This is a genomic window from Micrococcus sp. KRD026, from assembly GCF_017168445.1.
GTDB classification, from domain to species: domain Bacteria; phylum Actinomycetota; class Actinomycetes; order Actinomycetales; family Micrococcaceae; genus Micrococcus; species Micrococcus luteus.
Map to the genome: position 1 here is coordinate 14,059 of NZ_JABFBA010000031.1, position 23,929 is coordinate 37,987.

General features: G+C 74.5%; 19 protein-coding genes and 1 tRNA gene. 8 read left to right on the forward strand and 12 right to left on the reverse strand.

Going from position 1 to position 23,929, the window contains the following annotated elements:
* Positions 1 to 63: 63 nt before the first annotated feature.
* Entirely contained in the window at positions 64 to 282 is a 219-nt protein-coding gene (locus J1M40_RS11170; protein ID WP_036315190.1) for a hypothetical protein, read from the reverse strand.
* Positions 283 to 375: 93 nt separating this feature from the next.
* Between J1M40_RS11170 and J1M40_RS11175 the strand changes: the two genes are divergently transcribed.
* Positions 376 to 615, forward strand: coding sequence for a DUF5703 family protein (locus J1M40_RS11175; protein WP_036315193.1), 240 nt, complete (start codon positions 376 to 378; stop codon positions 613 to 615).
* 52 nt (positions 616 to 667) lie between these two features.
* On the opposite strand, the gene J1M40_RS11180 is transcribed toward J1M40_RS11175, so the two are convergent.
* Positions 668 to 1,993, reverse strand: coding sequence for a M20/M25/M40 family metallo-hydrolase (locus J1M40_RS11180; protein WP_036336862.1), 1,326 nt, complete (start codon positions 1,991 to 1,993; stop codon positions 668 to 670).
* A 116-nt stretch (positions 1,994 to 2,109) separates the two neighbouring features.
* Here J1M40_RS11180 and J1M40_RS11185 point away from each other — a divergent pair.
* Together J1M40_RS11185 and malQ are read left to right on the forward strand one after the other, a co-directional pair.
* Positions 2,110 to 2,193 (forward strand) — tRNA-Leu (locus J1M40_RS11185).
* A gap of 106 nt (positions 2,194 to 2,299) precedes the next feature.
* Entirely contained in the window at positions 2,300 to 5,788 is a 3,489-nt protein-coding gene (malQ, locus tag J1M40_RS11190) for a 4-alpha-glucanotransferase (RefSeq protein ID WP_223247539.1), read from the forward strand.
* Between the two features lie 64 nt (positions 5,789 to 5,852).
* Here the strand turns inward: malQ and J1M40_RS11195 are convergent, their stop codons facing one another.
* From J1M40_RS11195 to J1M40_RS11205, 3 genes are read right to left on the reverse strand one after another with little or no spacing between them, the layout of a single operon-like run.
* Complete coding sequence (locus J1M40_RS11195; RefSeq protein WP_036315203.1) at positions 5,853 to 6,746, reverse strand: MaoC/PaaZ C-terminal domain-containing protein; 894 nt, start codon at positions 6,744 to 6,746, stop codon at positions 5,853 to 5,855.
* Between the two features lie 2 nt (positions 6,747 to 6,748).
* Positions 6,749 to 8,098: a 3-oxoacyl-ACP reductase gene (locus tag J1M40_RS11200; protein ID WP_060974152.1), complete on the reverse strand. Its 1,350-nt coding sequence runs from the start codon at positions 8,096 to 8,098 to the stop codon at positions 6,749 to 6,751.
* A gap of 32 nt (positions 8,099 to 8,130) precedes the next feature.
* Positions 8,131 to 9,474, reverse strand: coding sequence for an acetyl-CoA C-acetyltransferase (locus tag J1M40_RS11205; RefSeq protein WP_069941302.1), 1,344 nt, complete (start codon positions 9,472 to 9,474; stop codon positions 8,131 to 8,133).
* Between the two features lie 127 nt (positions 9,475 to 9,601).
* Here J1M40_RS11205 and J1M40_RS11210 point away from each other — a divergent pair, with 127 nt between their 5' ends.
* Together J1M40_RS11210 and J1M40_RS11215 are read left to right on the forward strand one after the other, a co-directional pair.
* Positions 9,602 to 10,315 carry a TetR/AcrR family transcriptional regulator gene (locus J1M40_RS11210; protein ID WP_036315211.1) on the forward strand — a complete coding sequence of 238 codons (714 nt, stop codon included), beginning with the start codon at positions 9,602 to 9,604 and terminating at the stop codon, positions 10,313 to 10,315.
* Positions 10,312 to 12,435 (forward strand): acyl-CoA dehydrogenase, encoded by a 2,124-nt coding sequence (locus J1M40_RS11215; RefSeq protein WP_069941301.1) that lies wholly within the window; start codon positions 10,312 to 10,314, stop codon positions 12,433 to 12,435. Before J1M40_RS11210 ends, J1M40_RS11215 begins: the two co-directional genes overlap by 4 nt.
* 76 nt (positions 12,436 to 12,511) lie before the next feature.
* Here J1M40_RS11215 and glgA read toward each other — a convergent pair whose 3' ends face one another.
* The gene (gene glgA, locus J1M40_RS11220) at positions 12,512 to 13,708 is read right to left on the reverse strand and encodes a glycogen synthase (RefSeq protein ID WP_044658928.1); all 1,197 of its coding nucleotides are present in this window, start codon (positions 13,706 to 13,708) and stop codon (positions 12,512 to 12,514) included.
* A 113-nt stretch (positions 13,709 to 13,821) separates the two neighbouring features.
* Between glgA and glgC the strand changes: the two genes are divergently transcribed.
* Complete coding sequence (gene glgC, locus J1M40_RS11225) at positions 13,822 to 15,066, forward strand: glucose-1-phosphate adenylyltransferase (protein ID WP_069941300.1); 1,245 nt, start codon at positions 13,822 to 13,824, stop codon at positions 15,064 to 15,066.
* Positions 15,067 to 15,169: 103 nt separating this feature from the next.
* Complete coding sequence (pepN, locus tag J1M40_RS11230; protein ID WP_069941299.1) at positions 15,170 to 17,818, forward strand: aminopeptidase N; 2,649 nt, start codon at positions 15,170 to 15,172, stop codon at positions 17,816 to 17,818.
* Between the two features lie 79 nt (positions 17,819 to 17,897).
* Here pepN and J1M40_RS11235 read toward each other — a convergent pair whose 3' ends face one another.
* The 6 genes from J1M40_RS11235 to J1M40_RS11260 form a co-directional block, all read right to left on the reverse strand.
* Entirely contained in the window at positions 17,898 to 18,542 is a 645-nt protein-coding gene (locus tag J1M40_RS11235) for a hypothetical protein (protein ID WP_223247538.1), read from the reverse strand.
* A 373-nt stretch (positions 18,543 to 18,915) separates the two neighbouring features.
* Positions 18,916 to 19,974 (reverse strand): biotin/lipoate A/B protein ligase family protein, encoded by a 1,059-nt coding sequence (locus J1M40_RS11240; RefSeq protein ID WP_036383370.1) that lies wholly within the window; start codon positions 19,972 to 19,974, stop codon positions 18,916 to 18,918.
* A gap of 103 nt (positions 19,975 to 20,077) precedes the next feature.
* The gene (locus J1M40_RS11245; protein ID WP_002855042.1) at positions 20,078 to 20,335 is read right to left on the reverse strand and encodes a type B 50S ribosomal protein L31; all 258 of its coding nucleotides are present in this window, start codon (positions 20,333 to 20,335) and stop codon (positions 20,078 to 20,080) included.
* Between the two features lie 109 nt (positions 20,336 to 20,444).
* A complete protein-coding gene (locus tag J1M40_RS11250) occupies positions 20,445 to 21,287 on the reverse strand; it encodes an RNA methyltransferase (protein WP_051995262.1) in 843 nt (280 codons plus the stop codon).
* Positions 21,280 to 22,125 carry a sulfite exporter TauE/SafE family protein gene (locus tag J1M40_RS11255; protein WP_036315227.1) on the reverse strand — a complete coding sequence of 282 codons (846 nt, stop codon included), beginning with the start codon at positions 22,123 to 22,125 and terminating at the stop codon, positions 21,280 to 21,282. The genes J1M40_RS11250 and J1M40_RS11255 overlap by 8 nt, the downstream gene beginning before the upstream one ends.
* A complete protein-coding gene (locus J1M40_RS11260; RefSeq protein ID WP_051995263.1) occupies positions 22,122 to 22,946 on the reverse strand; it encodes an ABC transporter ATP-binding protein in 825 nt (274 codons plus the stop codon). Before J1M40_RS11260 ends, J1M40_RS11255 begins: the two co-directional genes overlap by 4 nt.
* Positions 22,947 to 23,032: 86 nt before the next feature.
* Between J1M40_RS11260 and serB the strand changes: the two genes are divergently transcribed.
* Positions 23,033 to 23,869, forward strand: coding sequence for a phosphoserine phosphatase SerB (gene serB, locus J1M40_RS11265; RefSeq protein WP_036315229.1), 837 nt, complete (start codon positions 23,033 to 23,035; stop codon positions 23,867 to 23,869).
* The last annotated feature ends 60 nt before the right edge of the window (positions 23,870 to 23,929 follow it).

Sequence of the window (23,929 nt, forward strand, 5' to 3'; positions counted from 1 at the left end):
TCACTGTACGCGACGGCCCCGGGTGGGAACCCGGGGCCGTGCGGTCCGTCACGAGCAGGACGGTCAGTCGTCGTCGTCCTCGTCGTCGAAGAGGTCGAGCGGGGTGACCTCCTCGGTGTCCGCGTACAGGGCGTCCTCGTAGGCCTCGAAGGCGTCGGCCACGGCGAAGAACGCGGCTTCGACGGCGGGGTCGTCCTCGCCCCGCTTGTTCTGCGCGGCCACGAGGTGTTCGTTCAGGGCGGTGGTGAGGGCCTCGAGGGCCATGCGGGCGTCAGAGCTCATGGGTGAACGGTAACCCGGTGGCCGGTGGCGCGGCCAGGGGTGGGCCGTGCGGGACCGGCCGCCGGACCCGAGTCCGTCTGCCAGGATGGGCGGGTGCGTGAACAGCTGATGTCCTCGACCCTCGACGCGATCTCCCGCGGACAGAAGTGGGAGTACCTGGTGATGACGGTCGCCGCCCACGAGTCCCTCGCCGACGCCCGACGGCGCCTCGTGGAGCACGCGGAGTACGGCCAATGGGAGCTGCAGCGCTCCGTGCACTACCGCGACGGGGCGCGCCGCTATTGGATGCGCCGCCGGGTGATGCGCGTGGCCTCGACCCTGCAGACCCTCTGAGGCGCGGGCGCGACGACGCCGCCCCGGCCGTCGTCGCCGCCCGCGGCCCGGATCAGCGCGGCTCCAGCATCCGCTCGAGCACCCGGCAGCCGAACTCGAGCGCGTCCACGGGCACCCGCTCGTCGATGGCGTGGAACAGGGACGTGAAGGCCAGGTCGGCGGGCAGGCGCATGGGCGCGAAGCCGTAGCCGGTGATGCCCAGCCGGGAGAGGGACTTGTTGTCCGTGCCCCCGCCGAGCATGAACGGCAGCACCTGGGCCTCGGGGTCCTCCGCCTGCAGCGAGGCGATCATCAGCTCCACCAGGTCCCCGGAGAAGGGGGTCTCCAGGGCGACGTCCCGGTGCTCGGGTGCGATGGTCACCTCGGGGCCGGCGAGCTCGGCGATCGTGGCGAGGGCGGACTCCTCCTCCCCGGGGATCAGGCGGACGTCCACGGTGCCGGTGGCCGAGGACGGGATGACGTTGTGCTTGTAGCCGGCGGTCAGCCCCGTCGGGTTGGACGAGGTGCGCAGGGTGCCGGCCACCCAGGACCGGGCCTGCCCGAGCGCGTCGAGCTGCGGCGTCGGGTCCGCCTCGTCGAAGTCGACGCCCATGATCTCCGCCACCTGTTCGAGCAGCGCGCGCGTGGTCTTGGTGTACACGAGCGGCCACTCGTGCCCGCCGATGCGGGTCATGGCGCCGGCCAGCCGGGTGACCGCGTTGTCCGGGTGCGGGGCCGAGCCGTGCCCGGGGGCGCCCTCCGCGGTGAGGTTGAGCCAGGCGAGCCCCTTCTCCGCGGTCTGCACGAGGTAGGCGCGCGAGCCGTGCACCTCGGTGGAGAAGCCGCCCACCTCGGAGATCGCCTCGGTGCACCCGTCGAACACCTCGGGGTGGTGGTCCACGACCCAGCGTGCGCCGTAGACGCCGCCGGCCTCCTCGTCGGCGAAGAACGCGACCGTCAGGGGGCGCCGCGGCCGGCGGCCCGTGCGGGCCAGGTGCAGCAGCACCGCGAGCACCATGGCGTCCATGCCCTTCATGTCCACGGCGCCGCGCCCCCAGATCATGCCGTCCTTGAGCTCGGCGCCGAACGGGTCCACGCTCCACTCGTCCGCCTCGGCGGGGACCACGTCCGTGTGCCCGTGGATGACGAGCCCCGGCGCCTCCGGATCCCAGCCCGGCAGATGCCCGACGACGGAGACCCGGCCCGGCGCCGACTCGAAGAAGCGGGGGGTCATCCCCGCCTCGGCCATGAGCCGGGCGCAGTACTCCGCGGCCTCGGGCTCACCGACGGAGACGTTGCCCCCGCGGTTGGTCGTGTCGATCCGGATGAGGTCGCGGCAGATCTCCACGACGCGGTCCTCGGGGCGCGAGCGGGCGGGGTTCACGATGTTCTCGACCATGGTTTTGAGCCTAGCCCGAACCCGTGCTATCTTTCTCGAGTTGCCCGGAGCGGGACGGACCGGACAGGACCGGAACGCGGTGGGCGACGGAGCCTCTCCCAGGGTTCCACCGATGAGCGCGAGTGGCGGAATTGGTAGACGCGCAGCGTTGAGGTCGCTGTGTCCGCAAGGACGTGGGGGTTCAAGTCCCCCCTCGCGCACCGCTCGTCGAGCAGCAGGGCCCCGGTCGTCACGACCGGGGCCCTGCGTGTTCCCCGGACCGGCGTCCCCTCTAGAGTGGTGTCCGTGCGACGGCAGGCGCCGTCGGTGGAACCGCACGACGGCATGGAGGACCCGATGGCCCTGGAAGCCCCCGCACTGCTGCATCGGCTCGCGCGAGCCCACGGGGTGCAGCCCGAGTACGTCGGGCAGGACGGCTCGGCCCAGACCGTGCCGGACGAGGCCCTCGTGAAGGTGCTCGCCGCCCTCGGGGTGTCGGTCCGTCCGGACGGGGTCGCCGCCCTGGCCGAGGCGGTGGAGGAGGCGGAGACGGCCCCCTGGCGGGACGTGCTCCCGCCCACCGTGGCCGCCCGGTCCGGTCACCGCCTGTCCGTGCCGTGCCACGTGGCCGCGGGCGAGCCGGTCGTGGCCCGCGTGCGCACGGAGGACGGGCGGACCCTCGAGGTGAGCGTGAGCGAGCCGGTGTCCGAGGTCCGCCTCGTGGACGGCGTCGAACGCGAGCGCGTCCACGTTCAGATCCCCGCCGACCTCGCCCCGGGCTGGCACCGGCTGGAGGTGACCAGCGGCTCCGGCTCCACCGCCTCCGCGGTCCTGGTCTGCGCCCCGACCCGGCTGAGCACGGCGCGTCCCTTCCTCGAGCGCCGCGGCTGGGGCGCGGCCGCGCAGGGCTACTCGGTGACCTCCGCGGACTCGTGGGGCATCGGCGACGCGGCGGACATGGCGTCCCTGGCCGAGATCGTCGCCCGGCACGGTGCCGACTTCCTGCTGCTGCACCCCCTGCACGCGATCGAGCCCGGCCCCCATCCGGCGGACTCCCCCTACTCCCCCGTCTCCCGTCGGTTCCTCTCGGCGCTGGTCGTGCACGTGCCCTCGATCCCCGAGTTCGCCGACCTGCCCGCCGCGGAGCAGGCGGAGCTGCGGTCGGCCGGCGCCCGCGTCCAGGCGGAGCTGGAGCGCACCGGCCGGATCGATCGGGCCGCCGTCGCCGCCGTCCTGTGGCCCGCGCTGCGCCGCGTGCACGAGGTGCCCCGCTCCCCCGAGCGCGAGGCCGCCTACGCACGGTTCCGCGCCGAGGCCGGCCCGGGCCTGGACGACTTCGCCCTCTGGTCCGTCCTGCGGCTGGACGGCGACGGCACCGGACCCGATCTCGCCGACCCGGCCTGGGCGCCGGGCGGGGTCGAGGCGGAGCGGGTCCGCGTCGAACGCGCGACCGACGTCGACCTGCACCGCTGGGTGCAGTGGATCGCCGCCGAGCAGCTCGCCGGCGTGCAGGAGCGGGCCCGGGCGGCCGGCATGCGCATGGGCGTCATGGTGGACCTGGCAGTCGGGGCGACCCGCGAGACCGCGGACGCGTGGATGCTCGGGGACGTGCTGGTGCCGACCATGTCCGTCGGCGCGCCGCCCGAGCTGTTCAACCAGCTGGGCCAGGACTGGTCGCAGCACCCCTGGCATCCGCGCCGCCTGGCCGAGACCGGCTACGCCGCGTTCCGGGACATGCTGCGCACCGTGCTGCGCGGCGCGGGCGGCATCCGGATGGACCACGTCCTGGGGCTGTTCCGCCTGTGGTGGATCCCGGAGGGCGCCGGTGCCACCCAGGGCGCGTACGTCGAATACGACCACGAGGCGATGCTCGCCGTGCTCACGCTCGAGGCCGAGCGGGCCGGCGTCGTCGTGGTGGGCGAGGACCTCGGCACGTTCGAGCCGTGGGTGCAGCGCCGCCTGGCCGAGGCCGGCGTGCTCGGCACGTCGATCCTGTGGTTCGAACAGGAGGACGGCGAGCCCACCCCGCCGGAGCGCTACCGGCGGCTGGCCATGGCGGCGGTGAACACGCACGACCTGCCGCCCACGGCCGGTTACCTCGAGGGCGTCCAGGTGGACCTGCGCGAACGGCTGGGCCTCTACACCGTGGACGTCGCCCAGGAACGCCGCCGGTCGGCGGAGGAGGTGCGCGCGTTCCTCGCCGCCGCGGCCCGGCGCGGGCTGCTCGCCGAGGCGGACGTGGACGTCCCCGACGCCGGCCCCGAGGTGCGCGAACGCCAGATCGTGGCCCTGCACCGCCTGCTCGCGCAGGCGCCCTCGGCCCTGCACAGCGTGGCGCTCGTGGACGCCGTGGGCGAGCGGCGCATCCAGAACCAGCCCGGCACCCTCCAGGACCAGTACCCGAACTGGACTGTGCCGCTCGGCGACGGCGCCGGACGGATGGTCTCCGTCGAGGACCTGGCGGACTCGGCGTCGGCGGCCCGGCTGTTCGACGCCGTGGACGCCGAACTGCGGGCGTCCGTGCCGGTGGGGATCGGGGTCAGCCTGCACACCTCCCCCCTGGCCCAGCCCGGCCGCGGCGACGCCGGCGGCATGAACGTCTACGTGCGGCAGGCCGCCGTGGCCCTGGCCCGCCGGGGCGTGCGGATGATCCTGCTGACCCGGGCGGAGGAGCCGGTGGGAGCGGATGGCGCACGGGTCCGGATGCTGGACGCCGGCGGGCAGGCCCCGCCGGTCACGGTCGTGGACCTCGCCGCCGGGCCGTCCGCTCCCGTGCCCAAGGAGGAGCTGGCGGGACTCGGCGCCGAGTTCACCCGCGCGGCCCTGGACTGGCTCGCCTCGGACGCCGTGCCGGGCGGTCCCGTCCTCGGTGGCGCGGATGCCCCGCCCGTCGCGTTCGTGCACGGCCACTACTGGCTCTCCGGGTCCACCGCCGCGGCGCTGGCGCGGGCGGCGCACGCCCCGTACCTGCAGACCATGCACACCACGGCGGCGGCGAAGATGCTCGAGGACCCCGAGCTGCGCGAGCCGGCCGCGCGGATCGAGGCCGAGCGCGAGGTCGCCGAGCGGGCCGACCTGCTCGTGGTCAACTCCGCCGCCGAGGTCGCCGACCTGCGCGAGCTGCTGGACGTGCCCCGCGCCCGCACCCGGGTGCTGCCCCCCGGGGCCGACCTCGAGACGTTCACGCCGGAGGGCGCCGCGCAGTGGCCGGGCGCCCCGGAGGACGACGGGGCCCTGCGCGTCCTGTTCGCCGGCCGCGTGCAGCGGCACAAGGGCCCGCACCTGCTCGTGGCCGCCCTCGGGGTGCTGCGCGAGCGGGCCGGTGGCGCGGGCGCCGACCCGGGGGTGCGCCTGCACGTGAACGGGGCCGCTTCGGGGGACGACGAGCTGGACCTGGCGGGCCTGGCCGCGCGGGAGGGGGTCGCCGACCTGGTGACGTTCTCCGGGCCGGTGCCCGCGCCCGCCCTGGCCGCCCAGTTCCGGGCGGCGGACGTCGTGGCGATGCCGAGCGCGTCCGAGACCTACGGCCTGGTCGCCCTCGAGGCACAGGCCTGCGGCACGCCCGTGCTGGCGCACCGGGTCGGCGGACTGGTCTACGCGGTCCTCGACGGCGTGTCCGGCCGCCACGTGACGGCGGGCACCCCCGAGGCGTGGGCCGATGCCCTGGCCGAGATCCTGGCGGATCGTGACGCCTGGGCGGCACTGGGGACCGGCGCCGTGCGCCACGCCGCCGGTCACTCGTGGGAGGCCTACGCGGACGGGCTGCTCGAGGCCGTCACCGCCGTGCCGCGGCGGTCGCCCGGGCTGGACGCCTGAGCCGCCGCGCTCACCGGCCCGCCGGGACGGGTGGTCCCGGCGGGCCGACGCGTCGGCCCGGCCGTCAGGGCTCGAGCGGAGTGATCTCCCCGGAGAAGTGCGGGCGCCGGCGCCGCGCATCCCAGCCCCACACGCGCGTGCCGCCGTCGGGCCCGGGCTCGTAGCGGACGGCCACGGTGGTCGGCAGCACGACGGGCGCCTCGAAGTCGATGTGCCAGCGGAACCCGGCGCCGGCCGGCTCACGGCCCTCGAGCATCCGGGCGGCCAGGAACATCCCGTGGGCGATCGCGCCCTTCATGCCGAACAGTCGAGCCGAGACGCCCGTCAGGTGGATCGGGTTCCAGTCCCCGGAGACGCCCGCGTACCGGCGTCCGGCCCCCGTCCCGAAGCGCCACTGGGCGGTCGGCGTCGGGGGCACGAAGTCCGGGCGGGCGGGCCGCTCGGGACGCAGGCCGGAGAGGTGGACGCCCTTGGCGAGGTACCGGGAGACGCCCTCCCACAGCAGTGCCTCCTCGCCGTCGTCGCCGGGCCCCTCGACGGTCACGACGACGTCCACGGCGGTGCCCGCGTGGTGCGGGACGAGACCCACCGCACGTGCGGTGACGCGCAGGGCGGTCTCCGCCGCGACGGGCCGGTGGTGCAGGACGGTGTTGCTCAGGTGCACCAGCCCGGGCAGGGGCAGCGGGAACTCGGGGTCGGCCATCAGCTCCATGGCCGCGCCGAACACCTGGGTGTGCACCAGGACCGAGGGCAGGTCCGCCGGATTGGCGGACCCGACGGCCCCGCGCCACGCGGTCACGGCCTCGGCCGGGATGCGGTGGCCGGTCACGACCACCTGACGGTCCGGGAGCTCGCGGGGACGGCGCCGACGGACGACGGCGTCCGTGGCGGCCCGCCCGGCGGCCCGGACGTAGAGCCGGCCGAGGGAGGGCGGGGCGGACAGCTGCGTGGTCTGCATCCTCACGCCCCCAGCTTCGACTGGCCGCAGACCCGCAGCGTGGCCCCGTTGGTGCCGCCGGCGGCGTCCGAGGCGAGCCAGGCCACCGTCTCGGCCACGTCCTGCGGCAGGCCGCCCTGCTGCAGCGCGTTGAGCCGCCGGCCCACCTCGCGCGTGGCGAGCGGGATCTTCGCGGTCATCTCGGTCTCGATGAAGCCCGGGGCCACCGCGTTGATCGTGCCCCCGCGGGCCGCGAGGACCGGGGCGGACGCCGCGGTCAGGCCGATGACCCCGGCCTTCGAGGCCGCGTAGTTCGTCTGGCCGCGGTTGCCCGCGATGCCGGAGATGGAGGCCAGGCCCACGATGCGCAGCCCCTGACCCGCCACGTCCCGGGCGTCCTCGGCGAGGAACGCCTCGTTCATGGCCAGCTGGGCCGTGGTGTTCACGGCGAGGACGGAGTCCCAGCGTGCGGCGTCCATGTTGGCCAGCATCCGGTCCCGGGTGATCCCGGCGTTGTGCACCACCGCGTCCATCCGGCCGTGCCGGGTGCGGCAGTGCTCGAGGATGCGCGCGCCGGCGTCCGGCGCCGTGATGTCCAGGGCCAGCGCGGTGCCGCCCACCTCGTTCACAACCTCGGCCAGCGCCTCGCCCGCCGCCGGGACGTCCACACCGACGACGACGGCCCCGTCGCGGGCGAGCGTCCGAACGATAGCGGCGCCGATGCCGCGGGCGGCACCCGTGACCACGGCCACCTTGCCGGCCAGCGGGCGCGCCGCGTCGGCGGGGACCGCGCCGTCGGCGGTGGCGACGGGCACGAACTGGCCGGAGACGTACGCCGCACGGCCGGAGAGCAGGAACGCCAGCGCGCCGGCCGCACCGGGGGCGGTGAGCGGCACACCCTCGCCCAGGACCAGGCCGTTGGCCGTGCCGCCGCGACGCATCTCGTGCGCGATGGAGCGGGTCAGGCCCGTCACGCCCTGGCGGGCGGCGCGCAGGGTCGGGTCCGTGGCGGCCTCGGGGTCCTCGAACACGGTCACCACGCGCGAGGAGGAGCCCAGCGAGCGCAGCGCGCCGCCGATCTCCAGCGCCACCGCGCCGAGGTCCGCGGGCGTGGCGACCCCGTCGAAGCACGCGACGATCGCCGCGTGGCGGGCGCCCTCCCGGGGGGCGTCGGCGACCTCGAGGCCCCACGAGGCCAAGAGGGTGCGGGCGTCCGCGGCTGCGGGGGTCGCGCCCAGGACGAGAACGGAGCCGGGCAGCACGGGGTCGCCGGGGGTGTGCCGGCGCAGCTCGACGGGCTGAGGCAGGCCCAGGGCGCCGGTGAGGCGGCGGCCCAGGGGCGAGGCGACGAAGGTGCCGTAACGGTCGGTCATGGTCGGTCCTCTCGGGTCGGGTCGGTCGGGGCTCAGCGGCCGCGGAGCAGGGCGACGATGCCCTGGCCGCCGGCGGCACAGACGGAGATGAGGCCGAGGGAGCCCTCCCCCTTCTCGTGCAGCATCTTGGCCAGCAGGGCGACGATGCGGCCGCCGGTCGCGGCGAAGGGGTGACCCGCCGCCAACGAGGAGCCGTGCACGTTGAGCCGGGCGCGGTCCACCGAGCCCAGCGCACCCGGCAGCCCGAGGCGCTCGCGGCAGTACTCCTCGTCCTCCCAGGCGGCGAGGGTGGACAGGACGGTGCCGGCGAACGCCTCGTGGATCTCCACGAAGTCGAGGTCGTCGAGGGTGAGCCCGTGCCGGGCCAGCAGGCGCGGGACGGCGTAGGCCGGGGCCATGAGCAGGCCCTCGTGCCCGTCGACGAAGTCCACGGCGGCGTTCTCCATGTCCACGAACTCGGCGAGCACGGGAAGCCCGCGCTCGGCGGCCCACTCCTCGGAGGAGAGCAGCACCGCGGAGGCGCCGTCGGTGAGCGGGGTGGAGTTGGCGGCCGTCATGGTCGCCTCGTCCCCCAGCTGGCGACCGAACGCGGGCTTCAGGCCGGCCAGCTTCTCCGGCGTGGAGTCGGGGCGGAGGTTGTTGTCGCGGGCCAGGCCGTGGAACGGGGTCACCAGATCGTCCATGTACCCGGCGGCGTACGCGGCGCCGAGGTTCCGGTGGGAGGCCGCGGCGAGCTCGTCCTGGGTCTGACGGGTGATGCCCCACTTGTGGGTGGTCAGGGCCTGGTGCTCGCCCATGGACATGCCGGTGCGCGGCTCGCCCGCACCGGCCGGCTCGGGCACGAGCTGCCCGGGGCGCAGCTGGGCGAGGGCGCGCAGGCGGTCCTTCATGGTCTTGGCGGTGTTCAGCTGCAGCAGCACGCGGCGCGCACCGTCGGAGAGCGAGACGGGTGCGTCCGAGATCGAGTCCACGCCGCCGCCGATGGCGGAGTCGAGCTGACCGAGCCGGATCTTGTTGGCCAGGGTGCCCAGGGCCTCCATGCCGGTGGCGCAGGCCACCTGGACGTCGGCGGCCGGGGTCGCGGCGGAGAGCGCGGAGCCCAGGACGGCCTCGCGGGTGAGGTTGAAGTTGCGCGGGTGCTTGAGGACGGCGCCGGCGGTGACCTGACCGAGGCGCTCGCCCTGGAGCCCGAACCGCGCGACGAGGCCGTCGAGCGTGGCCGTGAGCATCTCCTGGTTCCCGACCTCGGCATAGGCGGTGTTGGCACGGGCGAAGGGGATGCGGTTGCCGCCCAGGATGACGGCGGGGCGCAGCGCTCCACCGGCGACGGCGGGGCGGGAGGCGGTCTCGGACGCGGGGGTCTCGTGGTGGGTCATGACGGTCCTCTCGACGGCGGGCCCACCGCCGACGCGGCGGGGGCGTTGTCACCCCGGACGATACGGACGATACGGACGTCGGCGGGGTGGGTGACTGTGATCCACAGTACCTGATACGCTCGGTTTCGTGAATCCCGTCACGTCCACCGCCCGGGACGGTCGCAGCGTCCGCTGGGACCGGCACCGCGCCGAGCGCCGTCTGGAACTGGTCCGGGCCGCCCGGTCGGCCGTGCACGCCCTGGGCGCACACGCCTCGATGGAGGAGATCGCGTCCCACGCGGGCACCTCCAAGACCGTCTACTACCGCTATTTCGGCGACCGCGAGGGCCTGCGCCTGGCGGTGTCCGAGCGGGTCACCGCCCACATGGAGCGCCGCCTGCTCGAGGTCGCGGACGAACCGGTCTCCGAACCCGAGGCGCTGCGTCGCATGGTCGAGGTGTACCTCACGGTCGCGGCGACGTCGCCCGAGGTGTACGCGTTCGCCGTCGCCCCGTCCCCCGCCGCGGCCGAGGCCCCTGTGCTGGGCCCGTTCCTCGAGCGCGTCTACGCCATGCTCGAGTCGGGCCTGGCGCGCGGGATGGCCGCGCGGGGCCACGCCCCGGCGCCGGCGGACCCGCTCGCCCTGTGGCCGCGCGCCGCCGTCGGCCTCGTCCGGGCCGCCGCCGAGACCTGGCTGCGGACCCCGGCCGCCGGTCGCATCCCGGTCGAGGCGATGGCCCGCGCCATCGCCGACTGGCTGCTCACCGGCCTCATCGGCGCCGCGCCCGGCGCCGCCCTCGAACCCGCGGCGGCGGACGCCGTCCGCGCCCGCCCCCACTCACGAACAGGAGCATCGTCATGACCGTCCACGAGAAGCTCGCCCCCCAGTCCTCGACGCCCAGCACCGAGGTTCCCTCCGACGTCGCCGAGATCGCGCCCGAGCGGCCGACGCCCGGCTCCCTCGACGCCGCGGCCCTCGAGGAGGCCCTCCTCGGCCGCTGGGCCGCGGAGCGCCGCGAATCCCGCGAACTGGTCAAGGATCCCGCCCTGTGGCGCGACCCGCTGCTCGGCATGGACGAGCACCGCGCCCGCGTCCTGCGGCAGCTGGGCGTCCTCGTGGAGCGCAACGCGGTCCACCGCGCCTTCCCGCGCGAGTTCGGCGGCGAGGACAACCACGGCGGCAACCTCGCCGCCTTCGGTGACCTCGTGCTCGCCGACCCCTCCCTGCAGATCAAGGCCGGTGTGCAGTGGGGCCTGTTCAGCTCGGCGATCCTGCACCTGGGCACCGCGGAGCACCACCGCCGGTGGCTGCCGGGCGCGATGGACCTGAGCGTCCCGGGCGCCTTCGCCATGACCGAGATCGGGCACGGCTCGGACGTCGCCTCGATCGCGACGACCGCCACGTACGACGAGGCGACCCAGGAGTTCGTCATCCACACCCCGTTCAAGGGCGCCTGGAAGGACTACCTCGGCAACGCCGCGCTGCACGGCAGGGCGGCCACGGTCTTCGCGCAGCTGATCACCCGGGGCGTCAACCACGGCGTGCACTGCTTCTACGTCCCCATCCGGGACGAGGAGGGCGCCTTCCTGCCCGGCGTGGGCGGCGAGGACGACGGCCTCAAGGGCGGACTGAACGGCATCGACAACGGCCGTCTGCACTTCACTCAGGTCCGCATCCCGCGCACCAACCTCCTCAACCGCTACGGCGACGTGGCCGAGGACGGCACCTACTCCTCGCCCATCGCCTCCCCCGGGCGTCGCTTCTTCACGATGCTCGGCACGCTCGTCCAGGGCCGCGTCTCCCTGTCCCTCGCCGCCACCACGGCCTCCTTCCTCGGCCTGCACGGTGCGCTGGCCTACGCGGAGCAGCGCCGCCAGTTCAAGGCCTCCGACCCGCAGCGGGAGGAGGTGCTGCTGGACTACCAGAACCACCAGCGCCGCCTCATCGACCGCCTGGCCCGCGCCTACGCGGACGCCTTCGCCTCCAACGAGCTCGTCGAGAAGTTCGACGACGTCTTCTCGGGCCGCTCCGACACGGACGTGGACCGGCAGGAGCTCGAGACGCTCGCCGCGGCCGTGAAGCCGCTGACCACGTGGCACGCCCTGGACACCCTGCAGGAGGCCCGCGAGGCGTGCGGCGGCGCCGGGTTCCTCGCCGAGAACCGGGTGGCCCAGATGCGCGCCGACCTGGACGTGTACGTCACGTTCGAGGGCGACAACACGGTGCTCCTGCAGTTCGTGGGCAAGCGTCTGCTGACCGACTACTCGAAGGAGTTCGGACGTCTCAATGTGGGCGCCGTCTCCCGCTACGTGGTCCATCAGGCCTCGGACGCCCTCCACCGTGCGGGCCTGCACAAGGCCGTCCAGTCCGTGGCCGACGGCGGGTCCGAGCGCCGCTCGGCGAACTGGTTCAAGGACCCCGCCGTCCAGCATGAGCTGCTCACCGAGCGCGTCCGTGCCAAGACCGCCGACATCGCCGGCACCCTCTCGGGGGCCCGGGGCAAGGGCCAGGCGGCGCAGGCGGAGGCGTTCAACACGCGCCAGCACGAGCTCATCGAGGCCGCCCGCAACCACGGCGAGCTGCTGCAGTGGGAGGCCTTCACCCGCGCCCTGGAGGGCATCACGGATGAGACCACGAAGACCGTCCTGACGTGGCTGCGCGACCTGTTCGCGCTGCGCCTCATCGAGGACGACCTCGGCTGGTTCGTGGCCCACGGCCGCGTCTCGAGCCAGCGCGCCCGGGCCCTGCGCGGCTACGTCAACCGGCTGGCCGAGCGGCTGCGCCCCTTCGCCCTCGAGCTCGTCGAGTCGTTCGGCCTCGAGCCCGAGCACCTGCGCATGGCGGTGGCCACGGACGCCGAGACCCAGCGCCAGGAGGAGGCCCACGCCTGGTTCACGGCCCGCCGGGCCGCCGGCGAGGAGCCGGAGGATGAGAAGGCCGTGCGCGCCCGCGAGAAGGCGGCGCGGGGTCGCCGCGGCTGACCGTGGCCGTCCCCGGACGCACACGGGCCCCCGTCACCTCGCGGTGGCGGGGGCCCGTGTGCGTGGTCGGGCGGGCTCAGCGCAGCACGGCCTCGTAGACCTCGATCGTGCGCTCCGCGATGGTCTCCCACGAGAAGTGCTCGATCGCGCGGGCCCGGCCGGCCTCACCCATCGCGCGGGCGCGCTCCGGGTCCTCCACGACGCGGGTGAGCGCGGCCGCGAAGTCGGCGGCGAACCTCTCCTCGTCCACGGGCGCCCCCGTGCCGTCGTCGACCTGCTCGAAGGGGACGAGCAGGCCGGTCTCGCCGTCCTGCACGACCTCCGGGATGCCGCCCACGGCGGAGGCGACGACGGCGGTGCCGCACGCCATCGCCTCGAGGTTGACGATGCCCAGCGGCTCGTAGACCGAGGGGCAGGCGAACACGGTGGCGGCCGTGAGGATCTCCATCACCTCGTGGCGCGGGATCATCCCCTCGATCACGACGACGCCCTGGCGGGTGCGCCGCAGCTCGGAGATCAACTCGTTCACCTCGTGCGCCAGCTCCGCGGTGTCCGGGGCGCCCACGCACAGCACGAGCTGGACGTCCTCCGGCAGCCGCAGGGCCGCACGGAGCAGGTGGGGCACGCCCTTCTGGCGCGTGATGCGGCCGACGAACGCGACGGAGGGCTTGTCCGGGTCGATTCCGTACTTCTCCAGTGCGGCGGTGCCGGTCTGCGGGGTCCAGACCTGCGTGTCGATGCCGTTGTGGACCGTGTGCACCTTCGCCGGGTCCACGTCCGGGTAGCAGGCCAGGATGTCCCGGCGCATGCCGTCCGAGACCGCGATGACCGCGTCCGCCCCGAGGTACGCCGTGCGCTCGGCCCAGCTGGACAGGGCGTAGCCGCCGCCGAGCTGCTCCGCCTTCCAGGGGCGCAGCGGCTCGAGGGAGTGCGCGGAGAGGACGTGGGGGGTCTGGTGCAGGAGCTTGCCGAGGTGGCCGGCCAGGTTGGCGTACCAGGTGTGGGAGTGGATGACGTCGGCGCCCTCGAGGTCGCCGAGGATCGTGAGGTCGGTGGCCAGGGTCTGCACGGCCCCGTTGGCGGCGTCGAACCCGGGCGGGTTCGGGTACGTCAGGACGCGGGCCCCGTGGTAGTCCGGGTCGCGCGGCGCGCCGAAGGCGTGCACGCGGACGTCGGCGCGGGAGGCCAGGACACGGGTCAGCTCGGCGACGTGGACGCCGGCACCGCCGTAGATGGACGGGGGGAACTCTTTGCTCACGATGTCGATGCGCACGCCCCCAACCTAGTTCAGCCCGGCGGGGGTCGATAGTCTGGCGGCACGGATGCCCCGCACGCCCCGAGCACGCGTGCGGGTCGCGACGACCCGGCTCACGAGGAGTGACGCAGATGGTGCAGAAGAAGGTCCTCTCGGTCGTGCTGGCGGGCGGTGAGGGCAAGCGCCTGATGCCGCTGACGGCCGACCGTGCCAAGCCGGCCGTCCCGTTCGGCGGCACGTACCGCCTCATCGACTTCGCGCTGTCCAACCTGGTCAACAGCCGGTACCGCGAGATCGTCGTGCTGACGCAGTACAAGTCGCACTCGCTGGACCGCCACATCTCCGAGACGTGGCGGATGTCCACGCTGCTGAACAACTACGTGGCCTCCGTGCCGGCACAGCAGCGCCGGGGCAAGGACTGGTTCACGGGCAGCGCGAACGCCATCTATCAGTCCATGAACCTGATCCACGACGCACGGCCGGACATCGTCGTCGTCATCGGCGCGGACCACGTCTACCACATGGACTTCCAGCAGATGGTGGACCAGCACATCGCCTCGGGCGCCAAGGCGACCGTGGCCGCGGTGCGCCAGCCGCTCGAGCTGGCCTCCTCGTTCGGGGTGATCGAGACGGACCCACAGGACAGGACGCGGATCTCGGCGTTCGTGGAGAAGCCGGAGACGACCCCCGGCCTGCCGGACGACCCCACGCAGTTCCTGGCCTCGATGGGCAACTACGTGTTCGACACCGACGCCCTCGTGGCGGCGCTGAACCAGGACGAGGAGAACCCCGAGTCGAACAACGACATGGGCGGGGACATCATCCCGCTGTTCGTGGAGCGTGGCGAGGCCGGGGTGTACGACTTCACCGCCAACGAGGTGCCCGGGGGCACGGCCGGCAAGCACTACTGGCGGGACGTCGGCACCCTGGACTCCTACTACGACGCGCACATGGACCTGGTGCAGCCGTGGCCGGAGTTCAACCTCTACAACCGCGAGTGGCCGCTCTACACCCGCCAGTCCGTCTCCCCGCCCGCCAAGCTCGTGCGCTCATCCACCCGCCGCCCCGGCTCGGCGAACGACTCGATCCTCTCCCAGGGCGTGGTCATCTCCGGCGGCACCGTGGCCCAGTCCGTGCTCTCCACGGACGTGCGCGTGCACAACGAGGCGTGGGTGGAGCAGTCGGTGCTGCTGGACTCCGTCGTGATCGGCGAGGGGGCCCACGTGCGCAACGCGATCCTGGACAAGAACGTGGTCGTGCCCCCGGGCGCGCGCATCGGCTTCGACCGGGCGGAGGACGAGGCGAACGGCTACACCGTGACAGAATCCGGGCTGACGGTGCTCTCCAAGGGCCAGCCCGTCCCGACGCCGCACTGACGCGGCCCCGGGCCGCCGGTCCCGGACCACCGCCGACGCGCGGGCACGCCCCGGTGTGTCCGCGCGTCGCCGTCCCCGCTGGATCCCCGACCGGAGGCTCGCCTTGACCGACACCACCCCCGACCTCGACGCCACCAACGTCACCCGCGCGGAGGCCGCGGACCGCTCCCGCCTGCTCACGGTGCAGGACTACGTCGTGGACGTGGACCTCTCCGACGCCCGGGACGCCGCCGCCGACACCTATCCGGTCCGCACCGTGATCCGCTTCGCGTGCGCCGAGCCCGGCGCGCAGACCCACCTGGACTGGATCCACGGCGGCGTGGAGTCGGTGACCCTCAACGGCACGGCGCTGGACGTGGCCGAGGTCGTGGGCGAGGCCCGGGTGCTGCTGCCCGACCTGGCGGCGCAGAACGTGGTCGAGCTGGTCGGCCGGTCCGTGTACTCCCGGTCGGGCGAGGGCCTGCACCGCTTCACGGACCCCGCCGACGGCGAGGTCTACCTCTACACCCAGTACGAGCCCGCCGACGCGCGCCGCGTGTTCCCGGACTTCGAGCAGCCGGACCTCAAGGCCGCCTTCACCTTCTCCCTCACCGGACCCGAGGACTGGGTGCTGGCCTCGAACCGGCCGGAGGTCTCCCGGACGCCGACCGGGGACGGTGTCGTCCGGGTGGAGTTCGCCCCGACGCTCCCCCAGTCCACCTACATCACGACGCTGCTCGCCGGCCCCTATGCGCAGTGGGAGGACGCCTGGGACGGTCACCCGGCCAGCGGTGCGCAGGCCGTGCCGCTGCGGCTGTTCACCCGGCGCACGATGGCCGACGCGTTCGACCCCGAGGCCGTGTTCGACGTGACGAAGCGGGGGCTGACGTTCTTCCACGACCTCTTCGGCGTCGCGTACCCGTGGGGCAAGTACGACCAGGCGTTCGTGCCCGAGTACAACCTCGGCGCCATGGAGAACCCGGGCCTCGTGACCTTCACCGAGGACTTCGTGTTCACCTCGCGGGCCACCGCGGTCCAGTACGAGGGCCGCGCCAACGTGATCCTGCACGAGATGGCGCACATGTGGTTCGGCGACCTCGTGACGATGCACTGGTGGGACGACCTGTGGCTCAAGGAGTCGTTCGCGGACTACATGGGCGCCCTCGGCGTGGACGAGGCCACCGACTTCCGGACCGCGTGGGTGACCTTCGCGTCCCGCCGCAAGGCCTGGGCGTACGTGCAGGACCAGATGCCGACGACGCACCCCATCGTCGCGGACATCGTCGACCTCGAGGCCGCCCGTCAGAACTTCGACGGGATCACCTACGCCAAGGGCGCCTCCGTGCTCAAGCAGCTGGCCGCCTACGTGGGCCGTGACGCGTTCCTCGACGCCGCACATCGCTACTTCGCCGCCCACGCGTGGGGCAACGCCTCCCTCGCCGACTTCATGGCGGTCCTCGAGGCCGCCTCGGGGCGGGACATGCGCGCGTGGGCGGACGCGTGGCTGCACACCTCCGGCGTGCCCCGGCTGCGGGTCGACGTCGACGGCGACGCCCCGGTGCTGCGCCAGGAGGGCGCGGACCCGGTCACGGGCGGGCCGATCCTCCGCCCGCACGTGCTGAAGGTCGGCGTCTTCACGCCCGGGCAGGACGGCGTCCTGCGCCGCACCGCCCAGGTCACCGCCGATGTGCCGGGTGGGGCGGAGGGCGCGGCCGTGCCCCTGCCGGACCTCGAGGTGCCCGGGGGCGTCCGCCTCGTGCTGCCCAACGACGAGGACCTCACCTACGCCGCCGTCGCGCTCGACGCGGGCTCGCTGCGCGCGGCCCTGACGCACCCCATCGCGGACCCGCTCGCGGAGGCCACCGTGTGGGCCGCCCTGTGGTCGATGACCCGCGACGGCGAGCTGCCGGTCGCCCGGTTCCTGGACGCGGTGGCGACGCTGTCCGCGCGGATCGCGACCGTGGGCGTGCACGCGCAGGTGCTGGCGCAGGCCGCCGCGGCCGTGGGCCAGTACGCCCGCGCCGAGGACCGTGACGCGCTGCGGTCCCGGCTGGGCGAGGTCCTGGCCGAGCAGACCCGCACGCTCGAGGCCGGCTCCGACCGCCAGCGCACCGCGGCCCGCACGTGGGCGACGCTGGCGCGGGCCGACGTCGGGATGGCCGCGGCCCTCGAGGCCGCCCTGCTCGGCGAGGACGCGGCGGCGTTCGCGCCGGGCCTGGCGGTCGACGCGGAGCTGCGCTGGCTCGTGCTCCAGGCCCTCGCCGCGACCGGCCGGGCCGACCAGGACCGCCTGGACGCGGAGCTCGAGGCCGGCCGCACGGCGCAGACCGTCACGTGGCACCGGCTCGCCGCAGCCGCCCGCCCCGAGGCCGAGGTCAAGGCCGCCGCGTGGGAGGCGGTCATGTCCGGCCGCACGACCACCGGCACGGAGCTGTCCAACGACCTGCTCTCGGCCACGGCGGCCGGCTTCGCCGCGGGCGGGGTCGAGCTCCTCGCCCCCTACGAGTCCGGCTTCTGGCCGCGCCTGACCTCGGTGTGGGCCTCGCGGTCCAACGGGCTGGCCTCGCGCGCGATCGGCGGGCTGTTCCCGGGCCGCCAGGACGCGGTGGCCGGCGGCGCCGACGCGCAGGAGTCGCACCCGACGCTGGCCGCGGCCCAGCGCTGGCTGGACGAGCACCCCGACGCCCCGGGGGCCCTGCGGCGCCTGGTCGTGGAGCACACGGACGCCCTGCGGCGGTCCCTGCGCGTGCAGGCGGTGCAGCCGGCGGGCTGAGCGGTAAGCCCTCCCGCGCAGAGTGGTCACGACACGCCGCCTCCCCTCGGGCGAGGCGGTGTGTCGTGACCATTCCAGCTCAGGGCGCGGCAACGCGGAGCACGCGTTCCCGGCCCACCCGGCGCAGGCCCACGGCGTCGGCGGCGCGCTGGGCGTCCCGGTCGCGCATCCCCACCCGCTCGACGACGACGGGCCGCGTCTCCAGCACGGCCGTCAGTTCGGCGTGGCGCGCCACGTGCGCGGCCCCGCCGTCCGGGTCGAGAGACAGCGCCTGCCGGTCGGCCGCGTGGAGCCAGGCCGCCGACACGTCCTCCACCGGGCCGCGCAGGTGCGCGCCGAGGGAGGCGTCGTCGAGCAGGTCGGAGACGTCGGCGTCCGCGAGGCGGGCCACGAGTGCGGGTGGCCCGGCGACCACCGCGGTCGTGTGGAGCAGGACCACGTGCAGCAGCTCCGGGTCGGCGTCCGCGGCGGGCGCGAGCACGACGCCCGGGTCCTCCCACGCCGTCGGCGCGACGCCGAGTCCCGCGGCCAGCCCGGTCCGCAGCGCGGCGGTCGCGTCGGCGCCCAGCACGTCGGCCGGCGCGACCGTGCCGAGGGCCAGCGGGTGGACGCCGAGCAGCCGGTTCAGGGCGCGGGCCTCGCGGTGCGCCCGGTCCACGAGGGCGGCCAGCTCGGGCGAGGTCTCCCCCACCAGCGGCAGCTCGCGCAACGTTGCGGCACCCACCGGCACCCCGGCCTCGGCCGCGACCGCTGCCAGCGCGTCCCAGTGTCGCGTCTCCTCCTGGGCAGGCGTGCGGCCGCCGCCCGGCTCGTCCAGCCGCGGTCCGTGAGCAGAGGCACGCGGCGGCCGGAGGCCAGCTCCAGCTCGAGGGCGCAGTGGACGTCCACGGTCGACCGTGGGCGCCCCGGGGCGTCGGAGCGGGCGATCAGGCGGACGGGGGCGTCGTCGTCGGGGGTCATGGTCCGATCCTGACAGAGCCGCCCCGCCACACCTCGACGCGTCGGGGGCGGTTTCGGGCGGTATTCACGTCGAATACCACCGCAAACCGCCCCCGGACGGAAGCGTGCCGGACGGTGCCGGGACGCCGTCAGGCGGCTCAGGGCACCCGCGCGGTCCACTCCGGGGTCGCGAACTTGGTGCGGGCCAGCTGCTCGGCCTCCTCACGGGTGGCCTCGTCCAGCTCGACGCGGCGGGCGCCGTAGCGCTCCTCGAAGGTGGTCATCATGGTCTCCCAGATCTCGGCGCGGGAGACGCCGGTCTGGCGCCGGAGCGGGTCCACGCGCTTCTTCGCCGAGGTCACGCCCTTGCCGCGCAGCTTCTCCCGGCCGATGCGCAGCACCTCGAGCATCTTGTCCGCGTCGATGTCGTAGCTCATCGTCACGTGGTGCAGCAGCCCGGCCGTGCCCACCCGCTTCTGCGCGGCGCCGCCGATCTTCCCCTGGTCCGTGGCGATGTCGTTGAGCGGCTGGTAGAACGCGTGCACGCCGAGTCGGGAGAGCGCGTCCATGGTCCACTCGTCCAGGAACGGGTAGGACTCCGCCGTCTCCAGCCCGTCGACCAGCGACGACGGGACGTGCATCGAGTACGTGACGCAGTTGTCCGCCTCCATGAACATCGCGCCGCCGCCGGAGATCCGCCGCACCACGTTGATGCCGTGCCGCCGCGCCCCCTCGGGGTCCACCTCGTTGGCGAGCGACTGGAAGGCGCCGATCACCACGGCCGGCTCGTTCCACTGCCACAGGCGCATGGTCGGCTTGCGACGTCCCTCGGCCACCTGCCGGGTGAGCACCTCGTCCAGGGCCACGGTGAGCGCGATCGGCATCGGCTCCGGCCCGATGACCTCCCACTCGTGGTCCCCCCACGTGGTCGCCTTGCCGAGGGCCCGACGCACGGCCGAGGCCACCGCGAAGGCGTCCACGCCGAACAGCTCGGCCTCGGGTCGCAGACCCCGCTCGACGGCCTCCCGGATGACGCGGTGCTCAGCGTCCGCGGACAGCCCGGCCACCGCCGCGTTGAGGTCCTCGAGCGCCTCATCCGGCTCGAGGTAGAAGTCGCCGTTGATGCTCGCGGTCGCGATCCGGCCGTCCGCGAGGCTCAGGTCCGCCGCGACCAGCTTGCCGCCGATCACCTTGTATTCACCGTGGAGAGTCGTCATGCCCGTCAGCCTACGGGCGACGCGACGGGCCCCGCACCGCCCGGATCGTTCCGGGGGCGCGGGGCCCGTCGTCGTGGTGGGCGTGCGGCTCAGGCCGCCGCGGTCACTTCTTGCCGCCGAAGCCCTTGAAGCGGGCGTTGAAGCGCTCGACGCGGCCGGCGGTGTCCATGATGCGCTGCTTGCCCGTGTAGAACGGGTGCGAGGCGGCCGAGATCTCGACGTCGATCACCGGGTAGGTGTTGCCATCGGTCCACTCCGCGGTCTTGTCGGAGTTCGCGGTGGTGCGGGTGAGGATCTTCTCACCGGAGGCGAGGTCGTTGAAGATGACGTAGCGGTAATCCGGGTGGATCTCAGACTTCATGGTGCATCCTTCGTGTCAGCCGCCTGATTGGGACCAGGGGCGCGAGAGGTGTGGTCAGGGGGTCCGCCGGAGGGCGGGCCAGCCGCCCACTCTACCGCACCCGGGCCGGTCAGCGCGCGCGCAGCTCCCACAGCGCGACCGCCGCGGCCGCCGCCACGTTCAGCGAGTCGACGCCGGCGGGCATGGGGATGACGACGTCGGCGTCGGTCTGGGCGAGGGTCTCGGGACGGACCCCCGGCCCCTCCTGGCCGAGGACGAGGGCCAGGCGCTCGGCGGTGCGCAGCGGCTCGATCCAGGCGGAGTCCAGGCCCACGGCACGCTCCGTCACCTCGAGGGCGGCCACCGCGAACCCGGCCGCCCGCAGCGCGGGCAGCGACTGGGCGACCGGACCGGGCAGGCGCGCCCACGGCAGGCGGAACACCGTGCCCATCGAGACGCGGATGGCGCGCCGGTAGAGCGGGTCGGCGGCCTGCGGGGTGAGCAGCAGGGCGTCCCAGCCGAGGGCGACGGCGGAGCGCACCACGGCGCCCAGGTTCGTGTGGTCCACGAGGTCCTCGGCGATGAGCACGCGCCGCGCGCCCGCGAGGACGTCGGCGAGCGGCCGGGGCGCGGGGCGGTCCATCGCGGCCAGGGCGCCGCGGTGCAGGTGGAAGCCGGTGAGTGCCTCGAGCACGTCGTCGGGTCCGGTGAAGACCGGGACGTCCGGGTGGGCGGCGAGCACGTCCGCGAAGGAACCGCGGTAGCGGTCCCCCAGCAGGAAGGAGCGCGGGGTGTGTCCGGCGTCCAGTGCGCGGCGGACCACCTGGGAGGACTCGGCGAGGAAGACGCCGTGCTCCGCGTCGACGCGACGGCGCAGGGCCGCGTCTGTCATGGTCGTGTAGGGGGCCAGGCGGGGGTCGGCGAGGTCCTCGATCCGCTCCAGGCGCACCTCGCGGGCCCCGCCCTCACCCACCCGAGACCTGCCGCATCACCATGACCACCAGCCCGGCCAGGCCCACGATCACGATGGTGACGCGCAGCGCCGTCGGCGAGATGCGCCGCCCGATCCGCGCGCCCACGAGCCCGCCCACGAGCGAGGAGAGCGCGATCAACAGGACGGCCCGCCAGTCGATGCGGTCGAAGGCGAACACCAGGTAGAACGCCGCGGCGGTGAGGTTGACCACCAGCGACAGCCACGTCTTCACCGCGTTGGCGTGCACGAGGGTGCCGCCCACCAGCAGCACGCCGAAGATCGCCATGAGCATGACGCCCTGGGCGGCCACGAAGTAGCCGCCGTAGATGCCGGTCAGGAACACGAGCGTCCACAGTGTCGGGGTCACGGGGCCCACCGGCACGGGAGAGTCCGCGCCGGGGGTCGGTCCCTGGTCCTCCGCCCGACGCCGGACCCACCGCTGGATGCGCGGCTGCAGCACGACGACCGTCAGGGCCACCACGAGCAGCACCGGCGCGACGTAGCCGAACACGGCCGGGGGCAGCGTGGTGAGCAGGGCGGCGCCGATGACCCCGCCGAGCAGGGACGCGACGGTCAGCTTCGGCAGGAGCGCCCGGGACTGGGCCAGCTCTCGGCGGTACCCGTACGTGCCGGAGAAGCCCGAGGCCACCAGGCCCATCGCGTTGGAGACCTGGGCCGTCACGGGCGGGAACCCGACCGCCACGAGCGTCGGGAAGGTGACGAGCGTGCCCGAGCCGATCACCGAGTTGATCGTGCCGGCCCAGAACCCCGCGAGCAGCACGAGCAGGACCTGCCACAGGTCCATGCCCAGCAGCTGCGCGGTCAGCAGCCCCGTCACCGGGCGACGGCGGTGTACCGACCGCCGGTGCGGGTCACCTTCAGGTCCGTGCCGAACGCCGAGGAGAGGTGCTCCTCGGTGAGCGTCGACTCGATGGGCCCGGCCGCCACGACGCCGCCGGCCCGCAGCAGCAGTGCATGCGTGAAGCCCGGGGGCACGTCCTCGAGGTGGTGCGTGACGAGGACCAGCGCGGGCGCGTCCTCGTCCGTGGCGAGCGCCGTCAGCTGGCGCACGAGGTCCTCCCGCCCGGCGAGGTCCAGGCCCGCGGCGGGCTCGTCCAGCAGGAGCAGCTCGGGGTCGGTCATCAGGGCACGGGCGATGAGCACGCGCTTGCGCTCACCGTCGGAGAGGGTGCCGAACGCGCGGTGCGCGAGGCGGGAGAGCCCCCAGGTCGCCACGAGGCCGAGCGCGCGGGCGCGATCCTCCGTCTCGTACCGCTCGCGCCACGTGCCGGTGATCCCGTAGGCGGCGGTGACGACGGCGTCCTGCACGGTCTCGTTCGCGGGCACCTGGGCGGCGAGCTGGGCGGAGGACAGGCCGATGCGCGGGCGCAGCTCGAACACGTCGACGGCGCCGAGCACCTCGTCCAGCACGCCGACGTCGCCGGCGGTCGGGTGCAGGCGGGCCGCGGCCAGCTGGAGCAGCGTCGACTTGCCGGCGCCGTTCGGGCCCATCACGATCCACCGCTGCCCCGCGCGGACCGTCCAGTCCAGGGGGCCGAGGATGTCGGTGGTGCCGCGGCGCACGCGCACGCGGCGCATCTGCAGCACGGCGTCCTCGTCCGGGAGGAACCAGTCGTCGGGAGGCGCGGGGGTGGTCATGGGGGCCAGCCTAGTCCGGCCGGCCGGCGCGTCGCCGATGCGACGCACGCCCGGCCGCGCCCGCACCCCCGCCTAGGATGCCGCGCATGAGCACCCTGCGCCGCCTCGTCGTCACCGCCGACCCCGCCCTCCTCGTCACGGACGCGCCCCCGGCCGGCGTGCCCGACGACGCCGAACGGCTCACCGACGACGGCCTGCTGGGCTGGCGCTTCGCCGCGGACGAGTGGGCGGCGGCCCCGGAGCCGGGCTCCGGGTGGGACGTGCTCACGGTGCCGGCGACGGTCGCCGCCGCGCCGGCGCCCCTCGTGGTGACGGACGTGGACTCCACGCTGATCCGGCAGGAGGTCGTCGAGCTGCTCGCCGCCCACGCCGGCCGCGAGGCCGAGGTCGCCGAGGTGACGGAGCGGGCGATGCGCGGTGAGCTCGACTTCGCCGCCTCGCTGCACGCGCGCGTCGAGGCGCTCGCGGGGCTGCCCGTGGGCGTCGTGGCGGACGTGGTGCGGGCCATCCGGCCCACCGACGGAGCCCTCGCGCTGATCGAGGCCGTCACCGCGGCCGGCGGCCGGGTGTGCGCGGTCTCCGGCGGCTTCACCCAGGTGCTCGCCCCGCTGGCCGAGGCGTGGGGCGTGCACGCCTACTGCGCCAACGAGCTCGAGGTGCGGGACGGGCACCTGACGGGGAAGGTGCTCGGCGACGTCGTGGACCGCGCGGCGAAGGCCGCCATGCTGCGCGCCTGGGCCGAGGACGCGGGGCTCACCCCCGAGCAGGCCGTCGGCGTGGGCGACGGCGCCAACGACATCGATCTGCTCGAGGCGGCCGGCTGCGGCGTGGCGCTGTGCGCGAAGCCGATCCTCCGGGAGCACGCGGACGTCGTCGTCGACGTGCCCTCCTTCACCCCCCTGCGGTGGCTCCTCGGTCTCTGAGGCGTCCGCTCCCGGAGGTCACGAGGGCCGGATCCCACGGATCCGGCCCTCGTCGTCAGG